This is a genomic window from 'Prunus avium' virescence phytoplasma, from assembly GCF_050916135.1.
Lineage (GTDB): Bacteria > Bacillota_I > Bacilli_A > Acholeplasmatales > Acholeplasmataceae > Phytoplasma > Phytoplasma ziziphi.
Genome location: NZ_CP069156.1, coordinates 240,842 through 256,911 on the forward strand (window position 1 = coordinate 240,842; position 16,070 = coordinate 256,911).

12 protein-coding genes and 1 pseudogene are annotated in these 16,070 nt (G+C 22.6%); 3 read left to right on the top strand and 10 right to left on the bottom strand.

Annotated elements, in window-relative coordinates; genetic code table 11:
• Positions 1–27 precede the first annotated feature (27 nt).
• The 4 genes from rsgA to pheS are packed head-to-tail and all read right to left on the bottom strand — an operon-like array spanning position 28 to position 4,445.
• Positions 28–945: a ribosome small subunit-dependent GTPase A gene (rsgA, locus tag JNO41_RS01150; protein ID WP_121464067.1), complete on the bottom strand. Its 918-nt coding sequence runs from the start codon at positions 943–945 to the stop codon at positions 28–30.
• A gap of 33 nt (positions 946–978) precedes the next feature.
• Positions 979–1,224, bottom strand: coding sequence for a hypothetical protein (locus tag JNO41_RS01155; protein WP_432729663.1), 246 nt, complete (start codon positions 1,222–1,224; stop codon positions 979–981).
• Positions 1,182–3,359: a phenylalanine--tRNA ligase subunit beta gene (gene pheT / locus JNO41_RS01160; RefSeq protein WP_432729603.1), complete on the bottom strand. Its 2,178-nt coding sequence runs from the start codon at positions 3,357–3,359 to the stop codon at positions 1,182–1,184. The genes JNO41_RS01155 and pheT overlap by 43 nt, the downstream gene beginning before the upstream one ends.
• Positions 3,360–3,413: 54 nt before the next feature.
• Positions 3,414–4,445, bottom strand: coding sequence for a phenylalanine--tRNA ligase subunit alpha (gene pheS / locus JNO41_RS01165; RefSeq protein WP_121464069.1), 1,032 nt, complete (start codon positions 4,443–4,445; stop codon positions 3,414–3,416).
• Positions 4,446–5,163: 718 nt separating this feature from the next.
• On the opposite strand from pheS, the gene JNO41_RS01170 reads away from it, so the two are divergent.
• Genes JNO41_RS01170 through ftsH form a run of 3 tightly spaced genes read left to right on the top strand, consistent with a single transcriptional unit; the run spans position 5,164 to position 9,073 of the window.
• Positions 5,164–6,075, top strand: a complete 912-nt coding sequence (locus JNO41_RS01170; protein WP_121464070.1) for a hypothetical protein — start codon at positions 5,164–5,166, stop codon at positions 6,073–6,075.
• A gap of 45 nt (positions 6,076–6,120) precedes the next feature.
• Complete coding sequence (locus tag JNO41_RS01175) at positions 6,121–7,272, top strand: hypothetical protein (protein WP_161554985.1); 1,152 nt, start codon at positions 6,121–6,123, stop codon at positions 7,270–7,272.
• Positions 7,259–9,073, top strand: a complete 1,815-nt coding sequence (gene ftsH, locus JNO41_RS01180) for an ATP-dependent zinc metalloprotease FtsH (protein ID WP_420885399.1) — start codon at positions 7,259–7,261, stop codon at positions 9,071–9,073. Before JNO41_RS01175 ends, ftsH begins: the two co-directional genes overlap by 14 nt.
• A gap of 661 nt (positions 9,074–9,734) precedes the next feature.
• Here ftsH and JNO41_RS01185 read toward each other — a convergent pair.
• From JNO41_RS01185 to JNO41_RS01210, 6 genes and pseudogenes are all read right to left on the bottom strand, one after another.
• The gene (locus tag JNO41_RS01185; RefSeq protein ID WP_121464072.1) at positions 9,735–10,655 is read right to left on the bottom strand and encodes a hypothetical protein; all 921 of its coding nucleotides are present in this window, start codon (positions 10,653–10,655) and stop codon (positions 9,735–9,737) included.
• A gap of 49 nt (positions 10,656–10,704) precedes the next feature.
• Positions 10,705–11,301, bottom strand: a complete 597-nt coding sequence (locus tag JNO41_RS01190) for a hypothetical protein (RefSeq protein WP_121464073.1) — start codon at positions 11,299–11,301, stop codon at positions 10,705–10,707.
• A 527-nt stretch (positions 11,302–11,828) separates the two neighbouring features.
• Entirely contained in the window at positions 11,829–12,137 is a 309-nt protein-coding gene (locus tag JNO41_RS01195) for a hypothetical protein (protein WP_121464074.1), read from the bottom strand.
• A gap of 610 nt (positions 12,138–12,747) precedes the next feature.
• On the bottom strand, positions 12,748–13,131 hold the full coding sequence (locus JNO41_RS01200; protein WP_121464075.1) for a hypothetical protein: 384 nt from the start codon (positions 13,129–13,131) through the stop codon (positions 12,748–12,750).
• Between the two features lie 97 nt (positions 13,132–13,228).
• A complete protein-coding gene (locus JNO41_RS01205) occupies positions 13,229–14,047 on the bottom strand; it encodes an AAA family ATPase (protein WP_420885403.1) in 819 nt (272 codons plus the stop codon).
• Positions 14,048–14,092: 45 nt separating this feature from the next.
• Positions 14,093–15,064: pseudogene (locus JNO41_RS01210) on the bottom strand (AAA family ATPase); the annotation flags it as partial.
• Positions 15,065–16,070: the final 1,006 nt, after the last annotated feature.

Sequence of the window (16,070 nt, forward strand, 5' to 3'; positions counted from 1 at the left end):
TTAGAAAATATAATTATAAATAAAAAATTAATTTTTATTTTTTTTCTTTTCACTTATTTCTTTTATAAAAGATAAATAATTATGATAACGAATAGAAGAAATTAAACCTTCTTGATAAGCTTCTTTAATTTTACATTTTTTTTCATTAATATGTAAACAACTATAATTAAAAAAACATTGATCCGCAAAAATTAAAAAATCATCATAAAAATTTTTAACTTCTTCGATTTTAAAATCTAATAAATCTAATTTTGAAAATCCTGGGGTATCAGCGATATAACCTTCATGAAAAAAAAACAACTTAGAGTTTTTAGTAGTATGTTTTCCTCTATTTAAATATTCGGAAATTTCTTGAGTTTTAAGATTTAGAGAAGTTAAAGCGTTGATTAAGGTAGATTTTCCTACACCTGTTTGACCTGCTAAAATAGTTATTTCATTAGTGAAAAGATTATATAAAGGATCTAAACCAAATCTATTTTTGCTATCTATATAATAAATAGGAAAAAATTTTTTATAATAAGATATTTTATCTCGGAATAAAATTAATTCCGGTTCAGAAATTAAATCTATTTTAGTAAAAATTAAAATAATTTTTAATTTAAATTTTTTTAAAATTAATAAAAATTTATCTAATAATTTAAAATGAAATTTAGGCTTTACTAAAGAAAAAACTAAAAAAACTTGAGTGATATTGCTTATATTAGGTCTATTTAAAGAATTCGAACGTGGCAAAATACTATCAATAAAAAATTGATTATCTTTCGTTTCGTATAAAACTAAATCACCAATTTTTATTTTAGAATATTCTAAATCATTATTTGTTTCTTTTTTAAAATTATAATATTTTATTTTTCCTCTTACTTGAGCATTAATTTGTTGTTTTGTTTCTAAATCTATAAGTAAATATTCTTTTATTAAAAATTCAATTACGATACCTTTACGCAAATAAATACAACTCCATATTAATATATTTATTAATTATCTTAATTTAATTTCATAAATTTTTTGCATTTTATCTTCTATTTTTTTCATAATTTCGTTAACAACTCCTTTAGATAAACTTTTATTTTTATCATTAAAAGTTAAACGAAAAGATAAAGAATATTCGTCTGTATTTAATTTTGGATCTTCATAAAGATCTAATAATTCACATTTAATTAAAATATCTGATATTTCTTGTTTTAAGGTTTTAAAAATTTCTTCAAAAGAATATCTTTTAGAAATAAAAAACTTAAATCTCTAATAATAGAAGGTAATTTACTTATTTCATTGAAAACAATATTTTTGGAATTTTCTAAAAAATCATTTTCTAAAACAATTTCTAAAAGAAAACTTTCTTTTAAATTATATAATTTTTGTATAGAAGGATGTATTTCTCCGATAAAACCAATTTTTTTATTTTGATATAAAATATTAGCTTGTTTACCAGGGTGGAAACTTGAATATAAATTAGTTTGCTGCAAATCAAATTTAATTCCTAATAATAAACTTATTTTATCTAAAATTCCTTTTAAAACAAAAAAAGAACTTACTATACTAGGTTTAATCCAACCTAAAGAATTGAAATTACCGCTTAAACCTATTGATAAATGTAATTTTTCTTCTTGATTATTATAAACTTTTGCTATTTCAAAAAAAAGGTTATCATAATTATTATGTTTCTGATTATAACTTAAAACTTCGATCATACTACCGCTCAAATGTTGTCTTAAAATAATATTTTCATGAGAAATAGGTTTTGCAACTTGTATATAATCTTGTTGATCAGAAAATAATTTTAAAATTTTTAAATTTACTAAACTATAAGTAATTATTTCATACAAACCTAAATTTATCAATAAATCTTTTAATTTATATAATGTTTCTTGTTTCTTATTTCTTAAAGAAATTTTATTTTTTTTTAATGATAATGATTTTAATTTATTAATTCCATATATTCTGATTATATCAGAACACACATCCTCAGGAATCACAACATCATGCCTTCTAAAAGGAGGTTTTAATTTAAAAATATCATTTTTAATTATTTCTACTTCATAATCTAATTTTTTTAAACAAATTTCTATCTCTTCAGAAGAAAAAACAGAACCTATTTTTTCTTCGATAAATTTTAAAGATAATAAAATTTCTGGTTTTTTATTATTTTTGATTTTTTGGGATATAATATTCGAAATTTGACATTCTTCGTTTAATGATTTTAAAAGAAAATTAAATCTATTTAAAGCTTCTTTTACTAAAGATGAATTGATTCCTCTTGTCCAACGTATTTTTTTTTCATTTTCTAAATTTATTTTTTTAGAATTTTTCAAAATATAAGAAGGGGCTAAATAAGATGTAGTTATAATAATTTCGTTAGTATCTTTATTAATATTATTTGAATAAGAATTGACAATTCCTAGAATAGATAAAATATTTTGACCTCTAGCTACAACTACATCTTCTTTACTTAAAAAAAATTTTTTTTCTAAATCAATTTGAATAAATTCCGTTTCCGAAGCATTTCTTATTTCTATTTTTTTTTCTTTGAAATTAGAAACGTCAAAAACTTCTAAAGGAACGCCGTACTCTAATAAAACTAAATTTGTAATATCTACGATATTATTAACAGGAATTATATTATGAGTGAATAAAAGACTTCTCAACCACAAAGGAGATTTTTTAACTTTTATATTTTTAATATAAAGCAAATTATATTCCCAACAATTTTTATTTATAATTTGTATTTGAAAAGGATTTTCTTCTTTTTTTATTTTTTTTGTTAAAGAAATAGGATAATCGAATCTATTAATATTTTTTAAACTTTTTAAATCTTCAGCGAAACCTATATAAGATAAAAGATCTCCTCTATCTGAAGTAATGTTTAATTTTAACAAAAATCCTTTTAGGTTTAAATATTCTAAGGCATTTTCACCAACAGGAGCATCATTTTCTAAAATTAAAATTCCTTTTTTTTCTTCTTCACTTAAAATATTAGGATCTAATCCTAATTCTTGCGCAGAACAAATCATTCCGCGGGATTTATGTCCGAAAATATCTTTTTCTTTGATGCGAAGTTTGATTGATTTTAAATAAGCATCAATTAAAGCAACTACTACTTTTGTACCTTTTACAAGATTTGAAGCTCCGCAAATAATTGTTAAATGATTATCTTTAACATCTACAGTTACTAAATGAAGTTTTTCCGAATTAGAAACTTTTTGGAATTCAATAATTTTTCCTATAATCAAAAAATCATTAGGTTCTAATATTTCGCATTTATCTATTTCAGTAATATAATTATTAATTAAAAATTGCAATTCTTCTAAACTATAATCATCGAAAGAAAGATATTTTTTTAAAATTTTTTCATGAATTATCATTATTTTTTTTATATCCTTTAAAATTAAATAGTTTAATTTATTTTATGACAAAGTTTAAACAAATTGATTTAAAAAACGAATATCGTTATTGTAAAAATGTCTAATATTTTTTATATTTTTTTTTAACATTGTGATTCTTTCGATTCCCATACCAAAGGCCAAACCAGTATATTTTTTATTATCAAAACCTACATTATCTAATACTTGGGGATGAATTAATCCAGCTCCTAATATTTCTAAGTAAACTGTCTTTTTGTTTGCTCCTTCTATTACTAAATCTACTTCAAAACTTGGTTTAGTAAAAGGAAAATAAGAAGGTCGAATTCTTATTTTTTGTTCTTCTCCGAAAATATGTTTAATAAAAGATGTAATAATTTCTACTAAATCTATTAAACTAACTTTTGAACCGACATAAAAACCATCTAATTGAGTAAATTGATGACTATGAGTATCATCGTCCTTATCTCTTCTATATACTTTTCCAGAAGCAATAATTTTTAAAGATTTATTGCGTGCTTTTAACATAGTTTTGATTTGAATAGGGGAAGTATGAGTTCTTAACAAATTTTCTGGATTATTTTTTAAATAAAAAGAATCTTGCATATCTCTTGAAGGATGATTTTTATTCATATTTAACATTTCGAAATTGTATAAATCAGTTTCTATTTCTGTTCCTTCATGAATAGAGTATCCTAAACTTAAGAAAAAATTTTCTATTTCTTTAATCATTTGATTTAAAGGATGCATACACCCTTGTGGAAAATGAAAAGAAGGTAAAGTGACATCTATTTTTTCTTTTGTTAACTTGTCATTTAAAATTTGATTTTCTAAAAAACATTTTTTTTCTTTAAATAAATTAATGTTTTTTTGTTTAGAAATAAAAATAACTTTTTTTAATTCTTTTTGAATTTCTGGTTTGTAATTATTAATTTTTTTTAAAATATCTAAAAAGAAACCTTTTTTTCCTAGATATTTTGTTTCTAATTCTAATAATTTTTTTATTTCGTTAATGTTTTGCAATTCTTTAATTATTTTATTTTCTGTTTCAGTCAATATTTTTTTTAATTCGAAAATGTCTTGATACATAAAATTTATTTCTCCTTTTTATTTATTAATAAAAAAAACTCTAGGAATTGTTTTGTAAAGAAAAAAATATTTTTTTGATAAAAATATAAATTTAAATATATAAATATACTATATATAATAATAACAAAATAAAAAAAATATTTTTCGTTTTTTCATTAAAATTTATTTAGAAAATATTTTTCTTTATTAATATTTAAATTTTCTTATAAAAATAATTTCATATTTATTTTATAATGTCTGAAATGTAATATTTTTTATTATATTTACCTCTGGTTTGTAAATCCAATTTGAAAAGGTATAGTGTCGTCTTTTGATTGTTTCATTTCTTTTAAGAGATATACAGTAATCATAAAGAGAATGATAACTAAATATAAAAGGTATTTTGATAAAGATTAAACATTGTTGTTATTTTCTTAGATTTCTCCATTCAAAAAAACATTTTAAATTAAAAATAGGAGTCAAATTTATGCTTGGGGTAAATAGATGATAAATAATCATAAAATTTCTGAATTAAACTAAATTATTTTTACAATTTAATAAATTATTTCAAACAAAAAAAGATTAACTTTCGTTTAAAAAGTTAATCTTTTTTTGTTTTATCTATTTTTTTATCTATCTAATAAGTAATATTTGTTTTTTTTTTTTTTTCTATATAATAAAATTAATTTAATTTTAATTTTTTTAAAAAAAATTAAAAGAAGGAAAAAGGAATTAAGTAATGGTATGGCAACTATTTTATAATAAAAACAAAAAAATAATTATTTTAGCATTCATAATATTATTAATATTAATAAGTGCAGGTATTTTATTTGGGCTTATTCTAAAAACCAATTCAGAAAAAAAAGATAATTCGAGTGAAACTTTAGAAAATATAAATCCTGTTATAATTGATAATTCATATACAAAAGCAATCCCTCACAATCAAGAAATAAGCGATTTAAAATATTTTACTACTCTCTCACCATTACAAAAAGAAATGCTTTGGTTAATGAAAGAAAATTTTATTACATTAACGACTGATTGGGATAAATCTATACAAGAAAAAAAAGCAAAATATAAAAATGATTTTCGTCAAGTTTTTCAAGACAACCAATTAAAACCTGTTTTAAAACCTTCGTATTCATTAGGGTTATTAGGAGAATTACCGAAAGACGAAAATGGGAAAATGCATGAAATCCGAGGATATGATAATTTTTATAAATTAAATGATAAATTATCTAAAAAATGGCATTTCACATTAAAACATAATTTAAAATTTGCCGATGGTAAAGATATTAATAATCAAGTAGTAATTTATTGTTTAAAAAAACAACAAGAAATAATGCGCTTATTATTAAGAGATGAAGATTGCAATAATTTAAAAGAAAATATAAAATTATTCCTTGATACAATTTTTATTCAGGATAACAATCCACTTGTGTTTACTTTATCTTATGAAAACCCAAAAACATTAAAATCTGTTATTACTTTATTAAACAATTGTATTTTATTTCCGAAATACAACTTTGAATCTGCTCAAGACAAGAACAACGTCGAACAAAATAATTATGGTACTAAAGATTATCCTTTTGTATCATATGGCCCTTACCAATTAAAAACAGAACAGGGTTATAATTCAGGACAAAATTAGATATTTATAAAAAATAATTATTTTCATAATAAAGAACAATTTCCTTTGGATAACGTTGTATTCAAAAAATTATCTGATGATCAAGAACAATATAATAAAGAAAAAGATAATTTGTTTAATGAAGGTAAAATAAACGAAATCAGGGTAAACATATCAGATATAAACAATAATATTCTAAAAAAAGAGAATTTATTAACTATGTATACTTCTGATCAATACTTTATTTTTTTCCAAAAAACTAATCCGGAAGAAGAAGAAAATGAGAATATAAAAAAACAAAAAGAGAAAAGTAATTTTTTCTTAAATGATCCAAGATTACGTAAAGCTTTATTTTTAAGTTTAAATCGTGATTTATTAGGTAAAAATGATTATTTCGGTTTGATACCAAGTTTTTCATTTGTTTCCGATGTAACTTTATTTACAGATTACGATTTTTTTAATCAACAAGATTTTCATCAACAAAATTTAGATAATTTAATAGAGATCGAACCAAATAAGAAACTCACAATGGATAATAATACAAAATTTTATCAACCAGAAAAAGCAAAAGAATTACTAAATGCAGTTAATCAAGATTTTGAACAAAAATTTTCTCAAAACGATCAACCTTTGATTATTAAAATCTTCACAGGTTATAATGATTCAGAAATAAAAGAAAAAAAATTAACCCAATTCATGATAAATAGTTGGAAAAATGTTTTTAACAAAGATAATATAAATTTCTTAGAAATCAATGATGGAGAATTTAATATATCTATCGATTTCGGTCCCTTCCAATTTATTAAAAACCCTAATAATATATTTACTTATATATTAGACGAGATTAAACTTCCAGACGGAAACAGTCGTGATTTTATTTTAACCAAACAAAAAAACAGAAATCATAATAATGATATTATTATTCAAATAGACCCAAATTATAATAATGATATTATTTTGATTGAACAAAAATTAAATATAAATGAATTAAAAGAAATATTAGACAAATTACAAAAAAAAATAGATCAACCTGATAATAATCAAAGATCTGTTGATTTATTAATATATTCAAATATTTTAAAACAATTAGAACAAAAAACTTTTGAAGAACTATTGTATTTACCTCTGGTTAAAGGAACAAAATATAAAATATATAGAAATTTAGAAAATGATTTTGTAAATTCATTTCTTTTGTGGAGATTAAATGATGATTGTTAACATATTTAAAAAAATAATTTTAAAAATTAAACAAAAAATATTTTTGTTAATGTTATATTTCTTATTAGGTTCCTTATTATTCATTATTTTATATAATTATTATAAAAATTATTATAATTTGCCGAAAGTAGAAAATGATTTTCACATATTAAATTATGATATCCATAAAAATAAAATAAAAAATATATTTTATCAACTTAAATATGATTTATTAAAAGGTGATTATTTATATATTAAAGTAACTCATAAAGATACAGCAGAATCTTATTATTGCAAAACTAACGCTGTATTTTATGATGCATTTTCCGTTTTAATAAGTAAAAAAATTCAAGAAAATCAATTAGCATTAAAAGATATAAATTCACCTCTTGATTCTGATATTTCGAAAACAATTTTATGTATATTTCAGTTTATTGGCGGATTATCTAACATTGTTTTTATGTTTTATATTTTTAATGCTATTAAAAATAGTTCAGGCCAACTCAACTCTAACCCTCTTATATCTTCGAAACAAAAATCTAGATTTACATTCAAAGATGTTGCTGGCAATGAAGAAGAAAAAGAAGAAATGAAAGAATTAATTGATTTCTTAAAAAAACCTAAAAAGTATGCTGCTGTAGGAGCTAAAATACCTAAAGGTATTTTATTAGAAGGCCCTCCTGGAACAGGTAAAACTTTATTAGCGAAAGCTTTAGCTGGAGAAGCAGGAGTTCCTTTTTATGCGGTTTCAGGTTCTGAATTTGTTGAAAAATATGTCGGTGTCGGTGCTTCTCGTGTCAGAGAATTATTTAAAGAAGCTAAGTATAACGCTCCTTGCATTCTTTTTATTGATGAAATAGATGTTTTAGGTGGTAAAAGAGGTGGTTTTTCAGGAGGATCTCAAGAAACAGATCAAACTCTTAACCAATTATTAACTGAAATGGATGGTTTTACTTCAACACAAGGAATCATTATCATCGGAGCTACTAATAGAGCGGATATGTTAGATTCAGCTTTATTAAGACCAGGAAGATTCGATCGCAAATTTATAGTTGGTCTACCTGATGTTAAAGCTAGAGAAGCTATTTTAAAAGTTCATGTTCGTAATAAAAATATTTCTCCTGATATTAATTTTAATCAATTAGCGAAACAAACTCCAGGTATGAGTGGAGCTCAATTAGAAGCTGTTTTAAATGAAGCTTCTATTTTAACAGTCAGAAATCAAAAAGAAATGATTACAATGGAAGAACTAGAAGAAGCGATTGATAGAGTACTTATGGGTCCAGCTAAAAAATCCATTAAATATACTGAAGAAGAAAGAAAAATGGTCGCTTACCATGAAGCTGGACACGCAGTCATTGGTTTAAAATTAGAACATGCTCAAAAAGTTCAAAAAATAACTATCATTCCAAGAGGTTCAGCAGGCGGTTATAACTTAATGTTACCTGAAAAAGAAACCTTCTTTTCTTCTAAAAAAAGAATGTTAGCAAATATCGTTTCTTATTTAGGAGGTAGAGTAGCTGAAGAATTAGTTTTTGATGATGTTTCCAATGGAGCTTATGATGACTTTAAACAAGCAACTAAAATAGCTCGTTTAATGGTTACTAAATATGGAATGAGTGATTTAGGAATTACTCAAGATTCAGAATTCTCTGATAAAAAAACGATTGATACAGAAATTAAAAAAATAATAGATCAATGTTATAAAGAATGTCAAAAAGTGATTAAAGAAAATAAATCTTTATTAGATAAAATAGTTGATTTATTATTAGAAAAAGAAACTATTAATAAAGAAGAGATAGAAAAATTAACAATTGTTTAAATATTTAATTAATAATAAAAAAAAAGAAACTTTTTAAAAGTTTCTTTTTTTTTATTATTAATTAGAAAAAATATATAATTTTTTACAAATAATTTTTTAAAAAATTAAATAATTATTATATAATTTAAAAATAAAATTTGAAAGAAAAATGTCTACCTTTGTTCCTTAATTGATTATATATCACGATATTTAGGCCTCTTTATTGTATTTATTTATGTTTGATTTTATATTTTTCATCTTTTTTAGCTCCTTTAATTTTTAATTTATTTATTTAAATAAAAAACCTTCGAAAGAGTCTTTGATGGATTCATTTTGTATTATTTTATTTTCATGGTTGTACTTGCTAAAAGTTTTTAAAGCACCGTCAATTTTGTATAAAATATATTCTTCTAGATGACCAGAATACTTGTGAAAACGAGAAATTGATTTTGCTCTATAAGAATCTTCATGAAATGATTTCCAATATTCTTTGTCATTCGTTTCTTTTTGTTGTTTTTGTTCATATTCTTGTCGATCTTTTTCTTGTTGTTTAGAAAAATCTTGTCGGTATTTTGTTTGTTGTTTAAAAAGAATATAGATTTCCCTATAAAAAAATTATTGGTATTAGAATTGGTGTTAAAATTGTAATTGTATCTCTAAATTATTGAATAATTATTTTTAATTAATTTTTTTTATTTAAACGAATTATTTCACATTCCGGATGAATGCCATTAATAAAAGTAAATATATAAATATTTTTTGCCCCATTAACATATTTTGATAAAAATTCTTCGAATTTTTCGAGAGAATCTATTTGTTGATTTGTAGGGAGTAATCTAATTCCGCCATCAAAATAAACAGCTCCCATTTTGTGTAATTTAGTTAAAGTAACTGATGGTAACTGTTTAACTAAACGAGAATCAGGAGTAGAGTTATAACAACCTAATTTAATTTCTTTTGGTTTTTCAGTGATGTCTGGTTCTTTGTTTAATAACCAATCATTAATAAAATCTTTTTTGCCTAAATCATTCAATATATGCGTAAACGGAACCGATTTTTTTGTTTTAATAATGGAATCATTTGCTGGAGTTTTTTTATTAATATCCCAAAAAACAAAAGCTTCTTCAATAGCGAATTCGTATTTTAAGAGATCATCGAGAGTATATTTATTATCATAGTTTTGATATGTTGTTCCCAAAGGATTATTATCTCTTTTTTTTAAATAAACACCTAATAAATCGTTTGGTGGGTCTTTAAAAATACTACTTAAACAAAACTGCCCAGCATCAGAAGTACTTGGATTATAACTTGGATTTTGGTTTGGTCTTGGATAAATGTTCTTATCAGGATAACCCAAATATTTCATTATTTTAGAAATATCATCTTTTGAATTAAGATAAATATCGGTTCTTTTCATCTTAGGTTGATCAGCTAACTCTTTTTGAATTCGACCATCTAATAATTTAATAGGTGTTTCAATTTCATAACGAAAATAAGAAACAGCAAAAACAGAATATAAAAGATAAGCAAAAATAAAACATAAAAGAATAGTAAATAAAAAGATAATAATAATTTTAAATATAGGTTTAGTTAATTTGAACATATTTTATTAACACCTCCTACTCCTTTATGTTTTTGCTATTTCATTGTTGTTATTTAAGTTGGTTTGTTGTAATATCTGCTTTTCCTTCTGGGAAAGAATTACCATTTGTATCAACTAATTCGTATGTAATCTTTAAATCTAATTTAGGGTCGTTTTGTGAATTTGGGATAATTTGATTTTGTTCGAGTGCTATTTGTATTTCCATTTCTGTTTTATTTGCTTCCCATTTAACTTTATCTTTATTATATTCAGTATTATTAATTTTTATTGAAAGATTGAAATATTTTTCAGGTTCTGTAAAAGTATTATGAGTAACACAAGAATTAGTTATTTTTAAATATACATCTTTGTTATCAAAAGCGCTAATGTTTTTTAATTCAGCTTTGTGTGTAACTTCCATTTTATGAACATATTTGTTTGTGTTAAAATTAGGAATAAGAGTTGGTAAAAGAATTTTGGCAATGTCAGTTCTTTTTGTTTCTTTAACTTCAAAAACAGCAATTCCATCTTTTCCCGGTAATTTCGTTGGTATTGACATTTCTTTCTTGAAATAACCAGTTGCAGCCAAAATAAAAACAATAGAACAACATAAAATGGTAAAAAGTGATAAAATAGTAAAAATTTTATTTTTAATTTGAATTTTCATAATTATTTTCCTTCTTAGGATATTTTTTTGAAATGTATATTTTCTTTTTCTTTATGATCTTTATAAACAAAAGTAATAAATTAAAAAAAGAATTAAATAATATTGTTTTCTTTTAATTGAAATTAATTTTATTTTTTTAAATTTTTTTTAATAAATTATGTAATTTGTTTATCTTTAACAATGTTTACATCTTTAGAATTGTCATTAACAAAAGCTTTTGTCATAACAACCATTAGTTCTCAAGCTTTAAATTTTAATTTTTCAGATACTTCATTATAAAGAGGATTTTAAAAAAACTACATTTAGTTTGTGTTTTTGAAAATCTTTGATTGTATATTTAAAATAATTTCCTTATATTAACAGTTGTATGTCGCCACATATCATTGATAAATCTTTTGTTTTAAATTTTTTCATCTATACCACGGATTTAAAAAAATATCCGTATTTTGAATATTAATTAATAAACAGTTGTTGTTTTTGGATGCCATATTGACAAAATATATTGAACAACATGAATCATATTTATCTTAAAATTCACTAATTTTATCTTTGATTTTTTTATCTTTAACTTTAAAAAAATAAAAAAACAAAGGAGCGAAAATAAGAATAAAAATATGTAAATGTGCATCTGCATCCTTAAAAATATAAAATTTTAAAGCTTTCCAAAAATTGAAAGATTCTTCTTTTTTTGTCAAATTATGATACATTTCCATAAAAATATATATTCTAAAAAGAAAATAAAAAATTAAAATAGAATAATATGAAAAAATAATTATTTTTTGTGTTTTGGAAAATATTTTTTTATTTTCTTGAGATAATTTATCAAAATTAATCAATTTTTTACTTTCCTCCTTACTAACTATTAATTAATATCATTTACAAATTATAAACAAAAAAAAAAAAAAAACAATTTTAACATTCAGTTGTTTTATAAAGTATCCGATTAATTTTTATAATAAAAAAATAATCTTTTTTTATAAAAAAATATCTTTACTTATAATAATTAAAATTATTATAAGTAAAGATGAAAAAATATTTGAAATCATTATGTTTATAGATAATTATCTTATTTTATAATTTTAGATATTTTTTTTATTTAAAATTTTTTTATATAAAAAAATTTTTTTTATTTAAAAAAAGAATAGAATAAATTTTTAAATAAATTATAAAAAATAATATAAATTTAAAAATTATTGATTTAGTAAAAAAAATTTTACTGTTATGTTTTGGATAAAATTTTATAGTCATAAATTCAAACATGTTTAAGATTATTACAGTTGGTTAGGCGAAAGTGTTCTTAAAGTTTAGATACTTTTTATTTTTTTTAAAATACTTTATACAAGAAAAAAATTATTTTAGTTTTTTAATAATAAAAAAAAGACTCACTAATAGGTCAGTCTTAAAGATTGTTTAAAAAAATAAAAGTTTTTAAGGTTTTCAAATATCTTAATATTGCGGATTTTGTGGCGGATAAGGGGGATATTGTTGTTTGCGAAAAAAAATTTTTTCATCTTTTTTACCTCCAAAAGAAATTAAACCAGAAAGTAAAATTACAACTATATAACTTAGATATATTTTTTTGGAGTGTTTTTGTTCCCAATCATCATCTACTTCTTCTGGATCTAGTAGATTTATTCGGACTTCTTTTTCGCCATATAAAATTACTTTTTTCGCTAATTTCCATTTGTCTGTTTTTGAATATCCAAATTCTGGATTATTGCTTAATTTGATAAAATGAATTATTCTACCATTTAACGGCCATAAAAACAATATCCAAAAAATAAAAGATATAATTCTTGTGAAACTAAATTTTATAGAAAAATTTCTCATTTTATCAAAACACCTTTTTTTATTAATTAATATTATTTATAATTATAAACAAAAAAAATTTTTTTGTTTAATAAAAAAATTTCTCATAAAAATTTAATCAAGAAATATTTTCATTTATTCTCAAACGATACGCAGTTTTAATATCTTTGATGTTGATGCGATCTCTAGGCGGTGTTTCTTTTGTTCTTTCTAAAATAAAAGTATTAACTGACTCATCTAATATACTAGTTAAAATACGATTGGCTTTTTGGTAATCTGGTAATTTTTCTAATGCTTGATTAACATCGTTTAATAAATATTCTTTTGCTTCTTCGCTGTATGGATTGTTTCTTTTTTTAATCATGGATTCTAAGAATTGTTTACGTTCATCTAAGTTTCCTGGTTTTACTTCAATTTTGTAAGTAAAACGAGATTTAATAGCTTCGTCGATTTTTTCAATATGGTTGGTGGCTCCGATGATAAAAATAGGTTTTTTCGGGTCGTTGTCAATACTTGACATTTGGACTTTAAATTCATTAATGATATTAACAGTTTCGGAAGTATTTCTAGATTGATCATTGACTAAACTTTTAAAAACTTCTTCGCATTCGTCAATGAAAATGATTGCTCCTCCGGATTTTTGAGCTTCTTGTCTCGCGGTAATAAATAAATCACGAACTAACTGTGGCGCTTCACCAACTATTCCTTTTGAAAATTGAGATGCGGTTGTGTTAAAGAATGGTAAATTCGCTTCTTTGGCTAATGCTTGTGCGAAAGTAGTTTTACCAGTTCCGGGAACTCCGTATAATAAAATACCAGTGGGAATTTTAAATTCACCGACATTTGAAATTTCTTTGACGTTCTTCAACAAAGTTAAAAAACGATCTGCGGCAGCTCGTTCGTCTTTAAATCCAATTAATTTATCAAATGATGGCATTTTAGTTAAGTCCGTTTTTAGAAAATCTTCCTTATTAACATTTTTACTAGTATCTTGTGCAAAAATGATTTTGTATGCTTGTTTTAAATCTTCGGAATTAATTTCTTGTCTTTTATTACCATCAGTTCCTCTGTTTTGAGCGAAGATATTAGCCGTAGTTTTTAAAAGGTTTTCTAAAGTACGATTGGCTTTTAAAAATTCTTTCTTCTTAGGTAAGGTTTCTAAAGATTCGTTGATTTCTTCGAATAAATATTTTTTCGCTTCTTCGCTGTATGGGTTTTTTCTTTTGTCAATCATAAATTCTAAGAATTGTTCACGTTCTGTTTTATTACCTGGTTTTACTTCAATGTTGTAAGGGAAACGAGATTTAATAGCTTCGTCGATTTTTTCAATATGGTTGGTGGCTCCGATGATAAAAATAGGTTTTTCAAGATTATTATTAATAGATGTCATTTCGGTTTTAAATTGGTTAACCACGTTGGCCACTTCCGATTCAGCCCTTAAGTCTCCTAAATTAGTAAAGATGGTTTCACATTCATCTAAGAAAATGATGGCGCCTTTATTTTGTGCAGCTATTTTTCTTGCTGATTCAAATAAATCTCTAACCATTTGAGGTGCCATACCTTTATATGCTTGAGAGAATGAGGAACTACTTACTTCAAAGAAAGGTAAATCAGTTTCTTTGGCTAAGGCACGAGCTAAGGTGGTTTTTCCTGTTCCAGGACAACCATACATTAAAATACCAAGTGGCGCTTCCACTTCACCAATTCCTTTGTAGTTATCTTTATTTTTAAAATAATCTATAAATCCTTCTGTTGCTTTTAATTCATCTTTAAAACCAATTAGTTGCTTAAAAGATAAAAATTTTTGAGAATCAGATGGTTTAAATAATAATTCTTTTTCTTTTGTTGATTTTGATTCTTTGGAATCAGGTCCTGATTTGTTATTTTTTATTTCTTCTTTGAATGCATTTTCTAATTTATTTTGAATTTGTTGCATTTGTTGCATTTGTTGCATTTGTTCTAATTGTGTTTGTTTATCGATTTGATATCTTAATCTTTCGTCATTTAGTTGTATTTTTCGGTTTAATTCTTCATTTTGTTTATCAATTATTTTCAGCAACTCTTGTTTATCAAGTGATTCTTGATCAATAGGTTTCGGATTTGAATAAAAATGATGCAAACAAACACCAGCGCCCATAGATAATATAATGCATATAAAAACGATAATAACAAACATCGATTTTTGTTTTAATATCACTGAATCATCATATAATTTTCCCATAGTTGTTTTAACTCTTTCTTTTGTATTTATTTGTTTTGTTATTTCTTTGTATTTAATATAGACTATAAAAAAATTTTATTATTGAATAAAATGGATTATACGTAATTTCAATGTATAAATATTTCTATTGTGATTATAAAACAAAAAAAAAAAAAACAATTTTAACATTCAGTTTTTTTTATAAGGTATCCAATTAATTTTTATAATAATAAAATAATCTTTTTTTATAAAAAAAATATCTTTGCTTATAATAATTTTTTATTATTATAAGCAAAGATAATGTTTAAAATAAATTAGATATTTAATATTAATTTTGTTTTAATACTTTATTAAATAAGATAATTTATCGTTTTTTTGTTGTCTTTTACTTAATATAAATTAATATAATAAAATTTTTATTATTCAGTAAATATCATAAAAATATAATTATCTTATTTTATTATTTTAGATATTTTTTTATTTAAAATTAATTGATTTAGTATAAAAAAATTCAATTTTATACTGTTTCGTTTTTGATAAAATTTTATAGTCATAAATTCAACCGTGTTTAAGATTATTACAGTTGATTAGTTTTTTTAAGAAGCATTTGAAAACTTTAAACACTTTTGTTTTTTTTAATAATAAAAAAAGACTAACTAATAGTTAGTCTTTAATTTACAATCGACTAAAAAACAAGAAATTATATTCCTGAACATGAGCCATTTACTGAAAAAAATTAAAGAAACTCATTATACTGAAA

Bases quoted from the DNA above. Each gene is read 5' to 3' on its own strand.
- JNO41_RS01170 (WP_121464070.1), top strand. From the start codon at position 5,164: ATGGTATGGCAACTATTTTATAATAAAAACAAAAAAATAATTATTTTA.
- JNO41_RS01200 (WP_121464075.1), bottom strand. From the start codon at position 13,131: ATGAGAAATTTTTCTATAAAATTTAGTTTCACAAGAATTATATCTTTT.
- ftsH (WP_420885399.1), top strand. From the start codon at position 7,259: ATGATGATTGTTAACATATTTAAAAAAATAATTTTAAAAATTAAACAA.
- JNO41_RS01190 (WP_121464073.1), bottom strand. From the start codon at position 11,301: ATGAAAATTCAAATTAAAAATAAAATTTTTACTATTTTATCACTTTTT.
- JNO41_RS01185 (WP_121464072.1), bottom strand. From the start codon at position 10,655: ATGTTCAAATTAACTAAACCTATATTTAAAATTATTATTATCTTTTTA.
- pheS (WP_121464069.1), bottom strand. From the start codon at position 4,445: ATGTATCAAGACATTTTCGAATTAAAAAAAATATTGACTGAAACAGAA.
- pheT (WP_432729603.1), bottom strand. From the start codon at position 3,359: ATGATAATTCATGAAAAAATTTTAAAAAAATATCTTTCTTTCGATGAT.
- JNO41_RS01205 (WP_420885403.1), bottom strand. From the start codon at position 14,047: ATGCCATCATTTGATAAATTAATTGGATTTAAAGACGAACGAGCTGCC.